We start from the raw sequence: 13,846 nt of genomic DNA, 5'->3' as shown, positions 1-13,846 counted from the left end.
GGTCCTGGTAGAGCCGCACGCCCGGGTCTGGCGGAATGGTCCGACGGCAAAGACAGGCCGACCCGGGTCTGGCCGTCCGTGGCGGGCGGAGCCCGCCGCACGGACCGGTTCAGCGCACGCCGACGGCCGCGAGCGCCTTGCGCATGCGCGAGGTGGGACGCGCCGGAAAGTACAGGTAACAGACGCCGCCGGTGCCGGAGACGACCTTGCCCGAGGCGTTGTACCGCTTGGTCCTGAGCCAGATGTTCTCCCACTCGCGCCGCCGGTAGACGCGTCGGACGGCCTCGTTGTCCGGGGAGGCCGGGTCGTTGGCGATCACGTCGCCGTCCTCGGTGAACCCGATCACGGTCATCAGGTGCCCGGACGTCCCGTACCCCGCTCCGGTCAGTTCCTCCTCGCGGAAGGACTGGGACGTGACGGCCGGGATGCCCGCCCCGATCAGGGTCTCCAGGTCGCTCAGCGAGCCGAGCCGGGTGACGACGCCCTGAAGGCCCTCGAAGGTGGCCGCGTAGGCCGCGTTGAACGGCCAGTTGCCGCAGCCGGCGTACTGGTGGTCGTAGGTGTGGCGGGCCGCGTGGCACACCTGCGGATCGGCGTAGGACGGGTCGACCCAGGCCAGTTGCTCCTCGGTGAGCCGACCGCCCCAGTACTCGATGATCATCTGTGAGGAGGTCGGGCTGCACCAGGCCTCGCCGCCGTTGTCGTACTCCGGGTACTGGCCCTTGTGGATCTCCTGCGAGTAGCGCGGGACGATCAGCTCCCGGGCCGGGCCGGGCGTGGAGGCCGGGACGGTGAAGCGGTCGGGGACGTCGGATCCCATCGCGCCGAGCCGCCACACGGTCGGGGTGAGTGCCGTCCCGGGACGGCGGTGGAGGGTCAGCCGCAGCCGGTACGAGACCAGGCGCAGCCCCGAAGCGGGGTCGTCGACGGCGAGGGTGTCGGTCCACACCGTGCTCCGGCCGTCGCTCTGGCCGTCCACCGAGGTGCGCCGGATGTCCTGGTCACCGGCCGCCCAGCGGCCCATCACGTACCAGGGCGTGTCGGTGCCGTCCGTGTAGGCGCCCTTCAACTCGACCTGGATCCAGGTGCCGTCGGGGGTGCGCGCGTTCCAGGAGGCGATCGCCTCCGTCGCCGGCACAGTGAGCCGGTGGACGGGCGAGGTCCAGGTCGCGTACTCCCAGACTGCGGTGTCGCCGGTGTGCGGGTCGGTGTGGTCGGTGGTGCCCGCGGCCTTCGCGATCACCAGGCCGGGACGGACGCCCGCGACGGCCCTGGTCCCCTCGGCGGTGCCGTCGCGCCAGTCGCTGTAGGAGGTCCAGGCCCTGTTGTCCACGGGGCGGGTCCCCGCGGCCCGTTCGGGGTCCGCGGAACCGCCTGTCGGGCTTGCGGCGGACCGGCCGGTCGCGGTACCGGCGAACGCCGGGCCGGCGCTCGACGCGGCGGCGGCGACGGCCGCTGCGGCCAGAAGGGTTCTGCGGGACGGCTGTTCGGCTCTGCTCATGGGTGGAGGACCCCCAGGTGTCGGAGTCGGTGCAGGTCCGGAGCGCGGCGGGCCGTACGGCGTACGTCCACCGGGTGGAGCGGATGTCCGCCCACTATGAACACACCGGGGTCGACCCCGCCAGCACCCGGGACCGTGCCGCGCCGACCAATATGGGACTCGACCAATGGCACGTACGGCGGCGGATCGAGGGACCGACGGACCGTTCCGAGGCGCGGGCGCGGGCGCGGGCCACCGGGTCCCGGTCGGGTTCTAGAGTGTTCGCGTCACCGTCTCTCCGTACGCCGCCCCGCCCCTCCCCAGGAACCAGCCATTCACGATCTCGTCTCCCGCATCCGCGACCTCGCCCCCTCCTGCGGACCCGTCCGGCTCGTCGGTGTCGACGGGCACGCCGGTTCCGGGAAGTCCACGTTCGCCGGCCGACTGGCCGGAGCACTGGGCGGCGCTCCGGTGCTGCGACTCGACGACATCGCCAGCCACCAGGAGCTCTTCGGCTGGACCGGACGGCTGCTGAGCCAGGTGATCGGTCCGCTCGGCCGCGGTGAACAGGCGTACTACACCCCCTACGACTGGCGGGCCCGCGCCTTCGGACAGCCGCACCCGCTGCCGCCCGCCCCGGTGATCGTCGTCGAGGGCGTCGGAGCGGGACGCCGGGCGCTGCGGCCCCATCTGGCGCTGCTGCTGTGGATGGAACTGCCCGCGGAGGCCGCCTGGTCGCGGGGGCGGGCACGGGACGGGGCGGAGCAACGGGAGTTCTGGGAAGGGTGGGTCGAGGCGGAGCGCCGGCACTTCGCCGAGGACCCTTCACGCCCCTTCGCCGACCTTCTGGTGCGGGAGCGCGGGGAGCTCAAGGAGGGGTACGAGGTACTCGCCGGGCCTGCCGGGACGGCTGAACCCCCCTCTCCACTCACGCACGGTGACGGGCCGTCCCCAATGTGCTGAACATGTGAAGGGCCTTGTCGAACAAGTCGCCGGAGTGCTCCAACTTCGCTTGACCAGGGGCCCGTGCAGGTCTTACGTTCTCAATGTGCGGCCGTTCGGAGCCGCCCGCAGACGCGAAGCCCCCGGTTGTTCCCCCGTGATCGGGGGCTTCGTTCTGCCCTCTTCGCCTTTTCCGGCTGCCGAGCGGCATATGCCGATCACTCTCGGTCACGGCACGCGTCGAAGCTCTCCCGCCCGCCCCGATTCCCCGGCAGGTGCGGCACCCCTACGGAGGCGGCGCCGCCGCAGGTACGATGCCTTCGGTGCGACCTACGGACGCCGCTTCGCGCACCGTGCAACTCCGGTCCGCAGCGCAGCGGTTCGCCTCACGGCAGCCGGCGGGCGAGGGCCGGTGGGGCATACCGACGGGGCACGGTTTGTGGGGGGACGTGATGGACTTCGGCACGCAGGGCCCGCAGGCCCCGGCCGACCTCGCCTGGCTGCGGGGCGTGGACGCCTACACCATGGGCGCCTATCCGCAGGCCGAGGAGGAGTTCCGGGCCGCGGTGCGGATCGACCCGGGGATGGCGGACGGCTGGCTCGGGCTGCACGCGCTGCGCGTCGACACGACGGCCTCGCTGCTGCGCATGTTCCGGCACCGGGACCGCTTCGGCGAACAGCGCACCCGGCACCGCCGTACCCTCAATTCCTGGTACTGGCTGGGCTGGTGGGTGCAGCCGGTGCTGGAGAGCCCCCGCGATCTGCTGCTCGCGCACGCCTCCCACTGGCTGGACGGCCGCCACGTCCCCGAACTGGACCGCGCGCTCGCCGGCCTGCCTCCCGTGGACACCGACCCGCAGGTCCGCTTCCTGCACGCCTGCCGCGCCTATCTGGTCAAGGACTGGGAGCAGTTGGTCCGGCACACCGACCCGCTGCACGGCGATCCGCTGCTCGGCATCGAGACGGGCCTGTTCGGCGGTATGGCCCGGGTGCGCCTGGAGATGTACGGGCAGGCCGAACCGCTGCTGTCGGCGGCCCTGATGCGCTGCCGCAGCGAGCAGCCGCAGCGCAAGGAACTGCGGTACTGGCTGGCGCGCGCCCATGAGGGCACCGGTCGCAGCGCCGCCGCGGTCCCCCTGTACCGGGCCGTGCACCGTGTCGACCCGGCCTTCATGGACACCTCGGCCCGGCTCGCCGCCATCGCCGAGGGGGACGGCTACGACGACCCCGCCGATCCCGGCTCGCTCACGCTCGGCGGAGCGGGCCCGGACCTGCTGGACGGCCCGGACACACTCGACCCGCTGTTCGGCACCGAGGGCCGTGACCTGATGCTGTCCGAGCCGGACCCGCAGCCCGCAGCCCCGCGGCCGGCCACGGGGCCTTCGGTGCGCGAGCGGACCGGCGACCCGGTGCCCTCACTGCCCACGGGCCCCACCGACCCCGCCTTACTGGAGGAAGCGCTCGCCGAACTGGAGCGTATGGTGGGACTGGAGCCGGTGAAGCGCCAGGTCAAGGCGTTGTCGGCGCAGTTGAACATGGCGCGGCTACGGGCCGGGCAGGGGTTGCCGGTGCAGCCGCCGAAACGGCACTTCGTCTTCTCCGGCCCGTCCGGTACCGGCAAGACCACGGTGGCCCGCATCCTGGGCCGGGTCTTCTACGCCCTCGGGCTGCTCGGCGGGGACCATCTCGTGGAGGCGCAGCGGGCCGATCTGGTCGGCGAGTACCTGGGGCAGACGGCGGTGAAGGCCAATGAGCTGATCGACTCCGCGCTCGGCGGGGTCCTCTTCGTCGACGAGGCCTACGCTCTCTCCAACTCCGGGTACGGCAAGGGCGACGCGTACGGCGACGAGGCGCTCCAGGTGCTGCTGAAGCGGGCCGAGGACAACCGCGACCACCTGGTGGTCATACTGGCTGGCTACCCGGAGGGCATGGACCGTCTGCTCGGTGCCAACCCGGGGCTGTCCTCCCGCTTCACGACGCGCGTCGACTTCCCGTCCTACCGGCCACTCGAACTCACCGCGATCGGCGAGGTGCTGGCCGCGGAGAACGGCGACGTGTGGGACGAGGAGGCGTTGGAGGAGCTGCGGTCCATCGCCGGTCACGTGGTGGACCAGGGATGGATCGACGAACTGGGCAACGGACGGTTCCTGCGGACGTTGTACGAGAAGAGCTGCGCGTACCGGGATCTGCGGCTGTCGGCGTACCCGGCGTACCCGGGCACGCTGACCCGGGAGGACCTGTCGACGCTGCGGCTGCCGGATCTGATGCAGGCGTACGGGGAGGTGCTGTCCGGGCGGGGCCCACAGGATCCGCCGGCGCCCTGACACCGGCGGATCCCACGGCGTCGGAGGTCAGCGGGTGAGCGCTCCTGCCGGGGCGCCGTTCCTGGACTCGGTCGGTCCGACGTCCGCCCCGATGTCCGGAAGCGTTCCGGCATCCGGAGGCATCTCGGAATCGGGGTGTGCCCCGGTGTGCGGCCGCGCGCCCGGCGTCCCGCGGTGTGCCGGGTCCCGTACCTCGCCGACCAGCAGCTCCAGTACGTCCTCCAGGGCCACCAGACCCTGTGCCCGGCCGGACGCGCCGGCCACCTGGGCCAGGTGGGTGGCGGCGCGGCGCATCACGGTGAGGGCGTCGTCCAGCGGGAGTTCGGGTCGGAGGGTGGGCATGCGCCGCCAGAGCCGCTGCGGCACGGCCCGGTCGGTCTCCTCCAGGTCGAGCACGTCCTTGACATGCAGGTAGCCCATGAAGGCGCCGCTCTGTGCGACGACCGGGAAACGGGAGTACCCGGTGCGGGCGGTGAGTTCCACGATCCGTGCCGGGGTGGCCTCGGGGCCGACCGTCACCAGTGACTCACGGGGCAGCAGGACGTCCGTCACCGGGCGGGAACCCAGCTCCAGGGCGTCCTCCAGGCGCTCGGCCTCCTCGGGGTCGAGGAGGCCCGCCTGCCCGGCGTCCTCCACCAGCCGGTTCAGCTGCTCGCTGGTGAAGGCGGCCTCGACCTCGGCCTTCGGCTCGACGTGGAAGGCCCGCAGGACGGTCTCGGCACAGGCGCCGAGCGCGGTCGTGACGGGTCGGCACAACCGGGCGAACCAGACCAGGCCGGGGCCCAGCCACAGCGCGGCCTTCTCGGGGGTGGCCATCGCGAGGTTCTTCGGCACCATCTCGCCGATGACGAGGTGGAAGAAGACCACGGCGGCGAGCGCGACGACGTAGCCGAGCGGATGGATCATGCCGTGCGGCAGCCGGATCCACTCGAACACCGGCTCCAGCAAGTGGGCGACCGTCGGTTCGGCGACCGCTCCGAGGGTCAGCGAGCAGACGGTGATGCCGAACTGGGCCGCCGCCATCATCCGCGGCAGATGCTCGAGCCCGTACAGGACCTGGCGGGCCCGGGCGGTGCCGAGCGGTTCGATCTGGCTGCGGCGCACGGAGACCAGCGCGAACTCGGCGCCCACGAAGACTCCGTTGGCGAGGACGAGCAGGGCGGCGAAGAGGAGGTGCAGCACGCTCATCGGGCTGCCTCCACGAGTGGCGGCGGGGCCGCCTCGACCAGGCGGACGCGCTCGGCACGGTAGTGGCCGACGCGGCGGACCGACAGCCGCCAGCCGGGCAGTTCCGCCTGATCCCCGACGGCCGGGATCCGGCCGAGCAGGTCGGCGACCAGGCCGGCGACGGTCTCGTAGGGGCCGTCGGGCACGTCGAGGCCGATGCGGAGCAGGGTGTCGACGCGGACGCTGCCGTCGACGTCCCAGGCGCAGTGGCCGTCCTCCTGCGGGACGGCGACGATTTCGGGGGCCTCGCCGAGGAGCTCGTCGTGCTCGTCGTGCTCGTCCAGGATCTCGCCGACGATCTCCTCGACGATGTCCTCCAGCGTGACGACTCCGGCCGTGCCGCCGTACTCGTCGACGACGACCGCGATGGGCTGCTCGCTGCGCAGCCGCGTCAGCAGCGGCCGGACGGGCAGGGTCTCGGGGACGAGCAGCGCCGGGCGGGAGATGTCGCCGACGGGGGTACGCAGCCGGTCCTGCGGGGGCACCGCGAGGGCGTCCTTGAGATGGGCCATGCCGACGACTTCGTCGATCCGCTCCGTGTGGACGGGGAACCGGGACAGGCCGGTGGCCCGGGTCAGGTTCACCACGTCCTCGACGGTCGCGGAGGACTGCAGGGCGCTGACCTTCACCCGCGGGGTCATGACGTGTTGCGCGGTCAGCCCGCCCAGGGACAGGGTCCGTACGAAGAGGTCCGCCGTGTCCTGTTCCAGGGCGCCGGCCCGCGCGGAGTGCCGGGCCAGGGAGACCAGTTCGCCGGGCGTGCGGGCGGAGGCCAGCTCCGCGGTCGGCTCGATGCCCAGGGTGCGCACCACCCGGTTGGCCACGGCGTTCAGGCCGGCGATGACCGGGCGGAACAGGCGGGCGAAGACATGCTGCGGGCCGGCGACGAACCGCGCGACCTGCAGCGGTCGGGACACCGCCCAGTTCTTGGGCACGAGCTCGCCGATCACCATCTGCACGGCCGAGGCCAGCAGCATGCCGACGACCACGGCGATGGTGGAGACGGCGCCCTCGGGGACGCCCGTGCCGGTGACGGGGCCGCGCAGCAGCTCGGCGAGCGCCGGTTCGGCGAGCATGCCGACGACCAGGGAGGTGATGGTGATGCCGAGCTGGGTGCCGGAGAGCTGGAAGGACAGCTCCTTGAGTGATTCGACGACCCGGTGGGCACGTCGGTCGCCGTCGGCGGCGGCCTGTTCGGCGTCCGGTCGCTCGACGGTGACCAGGCCGAACTCGGCGGCCACGAAGAACCCGTTGGCGAGAATCAGCAGGAATGCGGCTGCGAGGAGCAGCAGGGGGGTGGTCATGATGCCGCCGCTTGCGCACGGTCGCGAACCTCGTGGAACGGGTTCGCGCTATGTCGACAGGGGGCGGCGCAGGTACTGCAGGACGATCCGTCCATCGCCGGAGAGGGTCACTCCTCGGTTAGCTGGAGCCCCTGGGCACCGGGCGGGGCGGCAGGGGCGAAGGCGCTGTCGGCGCGCCTCCGCCCACCAGATTAATCAAGACATGGGCGGCCGCGTCAGGTGGGACGACCCCGATGTCTCCCCGAAATGCCCCCGGATCAGCCCCGTGACGCATCGGGGTCGGCCAGGGAATGCGCCACGGTGAGCGCTCGCAGGGCCCGTGCGTCGGCGATGGCGCGTTCCCTGGCGATGCCCGGCTGGATGCCGAGCACGGGCATGCTGGTGCCGTCGCTGAGGTCGAGGAAGACCCAGGGGTCACCCGGACGGAGGTTCACCTGAAGGATCTGAGCCCATTCGAGGCGGCGCCTGCCGACGATGTTGACGACGGTGATGCCGGACTCGTCGGCGTCGACCCTTGGCCGGGCCAGCAGCACCAGCCCGCCGGCCAGCAGGGCGCCGGTGAACACGAAACTGATCCGCTCGCCCGGGTCGACCTGTTCCAGCAGCAGGGCGATCAGGGAGAGGGCCCCGAAGAGCGCGACGGCCGCACCGAGCAGCACCGCGCGGGTGCGGCCGGGGCGGAAGGTGACGGGCAGGGCGGGCACGTCGGACGGCTGGTCCGAGGGGGCGTCCGGCATGGTGCGGCTCCGGGGTCGGTCCGGGTCAGAGACGGCAGGCGTGGATGGCCGTGGTGAGGATGGCGCGGGCACCGATGTCGTAGAGGTCGTCCATGATGCGCTGGGCCTCCTTGGAGGGGACCATGGCGCGGACGGCGACCCAGCCCTCGTTGTGCAGCGGGGACACGGTCGGGGACTCCAGGCCCGGGGTCAGCGCGACGGCCTTCTCCAACTGCTCGACCCGGCAGTCGTAGTCCATCATCACGTAGGTGCGGGCGACGAGGACGCCCTGGAGACGCCGCAGGAACTGCCCCACCTTGGGCTCGACGGTCTCGTCGGGCTCGGCCGCGGCGCCGGTGCGGCGGATGACGACCGCCTCCGAGGTCATGATCGGTTCGCCGATCACCTCCAGGCCCGCGTTGCGCAGGGAGGTGCCGGTCTCGACGACGTCCGCGATGATCTCGGCGACGCCCAGTTCGACTGCGGTCTCGACGGCGCCGTCGAGGTGGACCACGGAGGCGTCGATGCCCTGTTCGGCGAGGTGCCGGGCGACGATCCCCTCGTAGGAGGTGGCGACCGTCCTGCCGCCGAGGTCCGCGACGCTCCGCACGACACTGGGCTTGGCGGCGAAGCGGAAGGTGGAGCGGGCGAAGCCGAGCGGCAGGATCTCCTCGGCCTCGGCGCCCGAGTCCACCAGGAGGTCCCGGCCGGTGATGCCGATGTCGAGGCGGCCGGAGGAGACGTAGATCGCGATGTCCCGGGGGCGGAGGTAGAAGAACTCGACCTCGTTGACCGGGTCGACGATCCTCAGTTCCTTCGACTCCCGGCGCTGCTGGTAGCCGGCCTCATGCAGCATCTCCGCCGCAGGGCCTGCCAGTGAACCCTTGTTGGGGAGTGCGATGCGCAGCATGAGGTCGGCTTCCTTTGCGGTGTGGGTGGTGGTGGGGTGGGTGCCTGCGATCACAGGTGGGCGTAGACGTCGTCGAGGGAGATGCCGCGGGCGACCATCATCACCTGAACGTGGTAGAGCAGCTGCGAGATCTCCTCGGCAGCCGCTTCCTTGCCCTCGTGCTCGGCGGCCATCCAGACCTCGGCGGCCTCCTCGACGACCTTCTTGCCGATGGCATGGACGCCCTTTTCCACCAGTTCGGCGGTGCGGGAGGTGGCGGGGTCGCCGTGCGCGACCTTGTGCTGGAGCTCGGTGAAGAGCTCCTCGAACGTCTTCTTGGACATGGTGGTCCTTACCCTACGCGGTGTCGGGGCCTGCTCACCGCCAGGGTTCGGATACCGAACGCAGCGTGGCCGCGGTCGCCACCGCCGCCGTGACCGCCTCGTGCCCCTTGTCCTCGGTGGAGCCGGGCAGTCCGGCGCGGTCCAGGGCCTGTTCCTCGGTGTCGCAGGTGAGCAGGCCGAAGCCGACGGGCACCCCGGTGTCGACGCTGACCTGGGTGAGGCCCTGGGTGACGCCCTGGCACACATATTCGAAGTGGGGTGTGCCGCCCCGGATGACGACGCCGAGGGCGACGACCGCGTCGTAGCCGCGTCCGGCGAGGACCTTGGCGACGACCGGGAGTTCCCAGCTGCCGGGGACCCTCAGCAGGGTCGGTTCGTCGATGCCGAGGTCGTGCAGGGCGCGCAGGGCGCCGTCGACCAGTCCGTCCATCACCTTCTCGTGCCACTGTGCCGCGACGACGGCGACGCGGAGGTCCCCCACATCGCGTACGGACAGTTCCGGTGCACCCTTGCCGCTCACGTCTCTCCTCGGTGTTCTCTTGGTTCTCTTGGTTTCTTGGTTTTCTTGGTTTCTCACTGGTTGCCGCAGGTCGGCACGGTCGGTGCGTCCAGCCAGGGCAGGTCGTGGCCCATCCGGTCGCGCTTGGTGCGCAGGTAGCGGATGTTGTGCTCGCCGGCGGTGACGGGCATCGGCTCGCGGCCGGTGACCTCGATGCCGTGCCGGACGAGCGCGTCGGACTTGTCGGGGTTGTTGGTCAGCAGGCGGACGCCGCGCACCCCGAGGTCGGCGAGGATCTGCGCGCCGGCGCCGTAGTCACGGGCGTCGGCCGGGAGGCCGAGCTCGAGGTTGGCGTCGAGGGTGTCACGCCCGCGTTCCTGGAGTTCGTAGGCGCGCAGTTTGGACATCAGGCCGATGCCGCGCCCCTCGTGTCCGCGCAGGTAGACGACGACGCCCCGACCCTCCTGCTGGATGCGCTCCAGGGAGGCGTCCAGCTGGGGGCCGCAGTCGCAGCGCTGGGAGCCGAAGACGTCGCCGGTGAGGCATTCGGAGTGGACGCGCACGAGGACGTCCGCGCCGTCGCCGATCTCGCCGTGGACGAGGGCGACGTGCTCGACGCCGTCGACGGCGGAACGGTAGCCGTAGGCGGTGAAGATGCCGTGCGAGGTGGGCAGCCGGACCTCGGCCTCGCGGCGGACGGTGGGCTCGGAGCTACGGCGGTAGGCGATCAGGTCCTCGATGGAGATGATCGTCAGGCCGTGCTTGCGGGCGAACGGGATCAGCTCGGGCAGGCGCAGCATCTGCCCGTCCTCGCCGGCGATCTCGACGATGGCGCCCGCCGGGCGCAGTCCGGCGAGGCGGGCCAGGTCGACGGCGGCCTCGGTGTGGCCGTCGCGCACGAGCACGCCGCCGGAGCGGGCGCGCAGCGGGAAGATGTGGCCGGGGCGGACGAAGTCGGCCGGCTGGGCGGTGCCGCTCGCGAGCAGTCGGAGGGTGGTGGCGCGGTCGGCGGCCGAGATGCCGGTGCTCACGCCGTGGGCGGCGGAGGCGTCCACCGAGACGGTGAACGCGGTCTTCATCGACTCGGTGTTGTCCTCGACCATCTGCGGGAGCCGGAGCCGGTCCAGTTCGTCGCTCTCCATGGGGGCGCAGATCAGTCCGCGGCATTCGCTCATCATGAAGGCGACGATCTCGGGGGTGACCTTCTCGGCGGCGATGACGAGGTCGCCCTCGTTCTCGCGGTCCTCGTCGTCGACGACCACGACCGGGCGGCCGGCCGCGATGTCGGCGACGGCCTGTTCGACCGGGTCGAGCCTCAGGTCCTCGACGTCCTCGGTGCTGTACAGGATCGGTGCCGTGCTCATGCCGGCGCTCCTTCCAGGGCGGGCCGTGCGTCCCCGCGGGAGCGCAGCCACCAGTCGCGCAGTCCCCACAGGACCAGCGCGCCGTAAATGATGTAGACGAAGCCGGAGAAGGCGAAGCCGTTGGCGAAGTTCAGCGGTACGCCGACGAGGTCGACCAGCAGCCAGGCGAACCAGAACTCGACCATGCCGCGGGCCTGGGCGTACATGGCGACGACGGTGCCGACGAAGATGTACGCGTCCGGCCAGGGGTCCCAGGACAGGGACGGGTACAGCGTGAACAGTCCGCCCACCGCGAGGGTGCCGAGCGCCGCCGCGCCCGCCAGGATCCCGCGCTCGCGCCAGGTGGCGAACCGGACGGCGACGGAGCCGTCCTGCGCCTGCTGCCGGCCGCGGTTCCACTGCCGGAAGCCCCAGGCGGCGACCAGCATGACGACGATCTGCTTGCCCGCGCTGCCGGAGAGATGGGCGGTGGCGAAGGCCGCGAAGAGGATCAGGCCCGAGACGAACTGGGCGGGCCAGGTCCAGATGGAGCGTCGCCAGCCGAGGGCCAGGGCGATCAGACCGATCACGTTGCCGATCATGTCCGACCACTTGATGTGCTGGTCGAAGAGGGTGAACGCCTCGGAGTTCAGCCAGTTCACCGCGCGGCCCCCTCACCGATGACCCGGTCGCCGATCATCCGCTCGACGTACTTGGCGATGACGTCCACCTCGAGGTTGACCGGGTCGCCGCTCTGCTTGAGGCCGAGGGTGGTCAGGGCGAGCGTGGTGGGGATCAGGCTGACGGTGAAGAAGTCGGGTCCGGCGTCGACGACGGTGAGGCTGATGCCGTCGACGGTGATGGAGCCCTTCTCCACGACGTAGCGGGAGAGTTCGGCCGGGAGCGAGATCTTCACGATCTCCCAGTTCTCGGACGGCTTGCGTTCGAGGATCCGGCCGGTCCCGTCGACGTGTCCCTGCACGATGTGGCCGCCGAGGCGGGCGTCCAGGGCCATGGGGCGTTCGAGGTTGACCCGGGAGCCGACGGCGAGGGCGCCGAGGCTGGAGCGGTTCAGGGTCTCGGCCATCACGTCGGCGGTGAACTCGTCGCCCTCGTGGTCCACGACCGTGAGGCAGACGCCGTTGACGGCGATCGAGTCGCCGTGCTTCGCGCCCTCGGTGACGAGGGGGCCGCGCAGGCGGAAGCGACAGGCGTCGTCGAGAGTCTCGACAGCGGTGATCTCGCCCAGTTCTTCGACGATTCCGGTGAACACTTCCCGGGTCCTCCTGCCTCTTCGGGCACGGACTCCGGGGCTGCCGATGACGACAGAAGTACGGGCAGGTACACCGGGGGCGACGCCGGACGGAGTTCGCCCTCAGGACGAACCGATACGGCGGCGCGCACGAATGCCCGCCCGCCGCGCACTGCCTCCCATCCGGACTTTAACCGTCGGTCCAGGAATTTCACCTGGTCAACCGGCCACTGGAAGCGGCCGGGTCGCGGACTGTAACCGCCGGTTCGGACTTTCACCGACCCCGGAGTGCGCTGCTGCTGGTACAGGGCCCAGTGTGCCATGCCCGGCCGCCACCCATACAGGTGAGGGGTGTGGGGTGCCTCACAGGAGGAGGCATATGCGTCGTCCGCCCGCGGTCGGCTCTCGGCCGCCCTGCGCCACCGGCGCACAATCGGCGCACAGTGTCCCAATCCGCGCCCTGCCCTGCCCCCTTGAACGCCACTGAACGCCGCCGAGCGCCCCCTGAACGACCCTCACCCATTGACCATAGTGGTCTAGTCCTCTTAGCGTCTGATGCGGCCTCCCCACAGACCGGCCCGGCGGCGGTGACGACGGCCCTTGCCCGCCGCCGGGCCTCACCATGCCGTCCGCCGGGATCGTCCGTGATCCCGTGTCACATTCGGGGTCGTCGATCCGTCCCTGTGGACGAGGGTGCTCCAGCGGGGAGCTCCCGCATCTCCCAAGGGGCTGAGCAGCATGACCACGATCCTGGTGACCGGCGGTACCGGAGCCCTCGGCCGGCACCTCACCGAGCGGTTGCGGACGGACGGGCACGAGGTGCGGGTGCTCAGCCGTCACTCCCGTCCGTACGCCGTCGACCTGCGCCGGGGCGGCAGCACGCTGGACGAGGCGGTCACGGGGGTGGACACGATCGTCCACTGTGCGACCACACCGCGCGGCGGAGACGAGCAGGCGGCGAAGAACCTTCTCGCGGCGGCGCGGCGGGCCGGGGTGGGGCACCTCGTGTACATCTCGATCGTCGGTGTCGACCGGGTGCCGTTCGGCTACTACCGGACCAAGTTCGCGGTGGAACGGCTGATCGAGGAGTCGGGGATCGGCTGGACCGTACTGCGCACGACCCAGTTCCACGACCTGCTGCTCACGGTGTTCCAAGGGCTGGGCAGGCTCCCGGTACTGCTGCTGCCGTCCCATGTGAAGGACCAGCCGATCGACGTGACCGAGGTCGCGGACCGCCTGGCCGAGCTGGCCCGCGGCGGGCCCGCGGGGCGCGTCGAGGACATGGGCGGCCCGGAGGTGAGGACGTTCGACTCCCTGGCGCGCTCCTACCTCCGGGCGACGGGGCGACGCCGCGCGGTGGTCAAGGTTCCGCTCCGGGGCGCCGCCTACCGCGCCTTCCGCGCCGGCGGCCATCTCGCCCCGGAGCACGCGGTGGGCAAGGGCACCTTCGAGGAGTTCCTGGCGGCACGGACGGGGCGGGGACGCGTCGGCAAGTAGGCGCGCGAGCCGGAGGGGGCCGGGACGGG

The 13,846-nt window shown here is 71.5% G+C and carries 13 protein-coding genes and 1 riboswitch; of the genes, 3 read left to right on the top strand and 10 right to left on the bottom strand.

Features of this window, described 5'->3' with window-relative positions; genetic code table 11:
* Positions 1–109: 109 nt before the first annotated feature.
* Positions 110–1,501, bottom strand: a complete 1,392-nt coding sequence (locus AB0I73_RS22135) for a peptidase C39 family protein (protein ID WP_363039844.1) — start codon at positions 1,499–1,501, stop codon at positions 110–112.
* Between the two features lie 312 nt (positions 1,502–1,813).
* On the opposite strand from AB0I73_RS22135, the gene AB0I73_RS22130 reads away from it, so the two are divergent.
* Together AB0I73_RS22130 and AB0I73_RS22125 are read left to right on the top strand one after the other, a co-directional pair.
* On the top strand, positions 1,814–2,443 hold the full coding sequence (locus AB0I73_RS22130; protein ID WP_363039852.1) for a hypothetical protein: 630 nt from the start codon (positions 1,814–1,816) through the stop codon (positions 2,441–2,443).
* A 431-nt stretch (positions 2,444–2,874) separates the two neighbouring features.
* Entirely contained in the window at positions 2,875–4,746 is a 1,872-nt protein-coding gene (locus tag AB0I73_RS22125; RefSeq protein ID WP_363039842.1) for an AAA family ATPase, read from the top strand.
* Positions 4,747–4,773: 27 nt separating this feature from the next.
* Here the strand turns inward: AB0I73_RS22125 and AB0I73_RS22120 are convergent, their stop codons facing one another.
* The 9 genes from AB0I73_RS22120 to AB0I73_RS22080 form a co-directional block, all read right to left on the bottom strand.
* Positions 4,774–5,934 (bottom strand): hemolysin family protein, encoded by a 1,161-nt coding sequence (locus tag AB0I73_RS22120; protein WP_363039840.1) that lies wholly within the window; start codon positions 5,932–5,934, stop codon positions 4,774–4,776.
* A complete protein-coding gene (locus AB0I73_RS22115) occupies positions 5,931–7,277 on the bottom strand; it encodes a hemolysin family protein (RefSeq protein ID WP_363039838.1) in 1,347 nt (448 codons plus the stop codon). The genes AB0I73_RS22120 and AB0I73_RS22115 overlap by 4 nt, the downstream gene beginning before the upstream one ends.
* Before the next feature lie 257 nt (positions 7,278–7,534).
* Positions 7,535–8,014: a PH domain-containing protein gene (locus AB0I73_RS22110; RefSeq protein WP_363039836.1), complete on the bottom strand. Its 480-nt coding sequence runs from the start codon at positions 8,012–8,014 to the stop codon at positions 7,535–7,537.
* Between the two features lie 25 nt (positions 8,015–8,039).
* Positions 8,040–8,903, bottom strand: coding sequence for an ATP phosphoribosyltransferase (hisG, locus tag AB0I73_RS22105; RefSeq protein WP_109379560.1), 864 nt, complete (start codon positions 8,901–8,903; stop codon positions 8,040–8,042).
* Positions 8,904–8,953: 50 nt separating this feature from the next.
* Positions 8,954–9,226: a phosphoribosyl-ATP diphosphatase gene (locus AB0I73_RS22100; RefSeq protein ID WP_363039834.1), complete on the bottom strand. Its 273-nt coding sequence runs from the start codon at positions 9,224–9,226 to the stop codon at positions 8,954–8,956.
* 34 nt (positions 9,227–9,260) lie between these two features.
* On the bottom strand, positions 9,261–9,746 hold the full coding sequence (ribH, locus tag AB0I73_RS22095; protein WP_202276810.1) for a 6,7-dimethyl-8-ribityllumazine synthase: 486 nt from the start codon (positions 9,744–9,746) through the stop codon (positions 9,261–9,263).
* Between the two features lie 53 nt (positions 9,747–9,799).
* Positions 9,800–11,089 (bottom strand): bifunctional 3,4-dihydroxy-2-butanone-4-phosphate synthase/GTP cyclohydrolase II, encoded by a 1,290-nt coding sequence (locus tag AB0I73_RS22090; RefSeq protein ID WP_363039832.1) that lies wholly within the window; start codon positions 11,087–11,089, stop codon positions 9,800–9,802.
* Entirely contained in the window at positions 11,086–11,730 is a 645-nt protein-coding gene (locus AB0I73_RS22085; RefSeq protein WP_363039830.1) for a nicotinamide mononucleotide transporter family protein, read from the bottom strand. Before AB0I73_RS22085 ends, AB0I73_RS22090 begins: the two co-directional genes overlap by 4 nt.
* Positions 11,727–12,341 (bottom strand): riboflavin synthase, encoded by a 615-nt coding sequence (locus AB0I73_RS22080; protein WP_363039828.1) that lies wholly within the window; start codon positions 12,339–12,341, stop codon positions 11,727–11,729. The genes AB0I73_RS22085 and AB0I73_RS22080 overlap by 4 nt, the downstream gene beginning before the upstream one ends.
* Positions 12,342–12,485: 144 nt before the next feature.
* Positions 12,486–12,616, bottom strand: a riboswitch (FMN riboswitch).
* A gap of 442 nt (positions 12,617–13,058) precedes the next feature.
* Here AB0I73_RS22080 and AB0I73_RS22075 point away from each other — a divergent pair.
* Positions 13,059–13,817: an NAD(P)H-binding protein gene (locus AB0I73_RS22075; RefSeq protein WP_363039826.1), complete on the top strand. Its 759-nt coding sequence runs from the start codon at positions 13,059–13,061 to the stop codon at positions 13,815–13,817.
* The last annotated feature ends 29 nt before the right edge of the window (positions 13,818–13,846 follow it).

The organism is Streptomyces sp. NPDC050388 (assembly GCF_040655635.1).
Lineage (GTDB): Bacteria > Actinomycetota > Actinomycetes > Streptomycetales > Streptomycetaceae > Streptomyces.
Note: the sequence above shows the minus strand (reverse complement) of the source record. Positions and strands in the feature narration are given on the sequence as shown.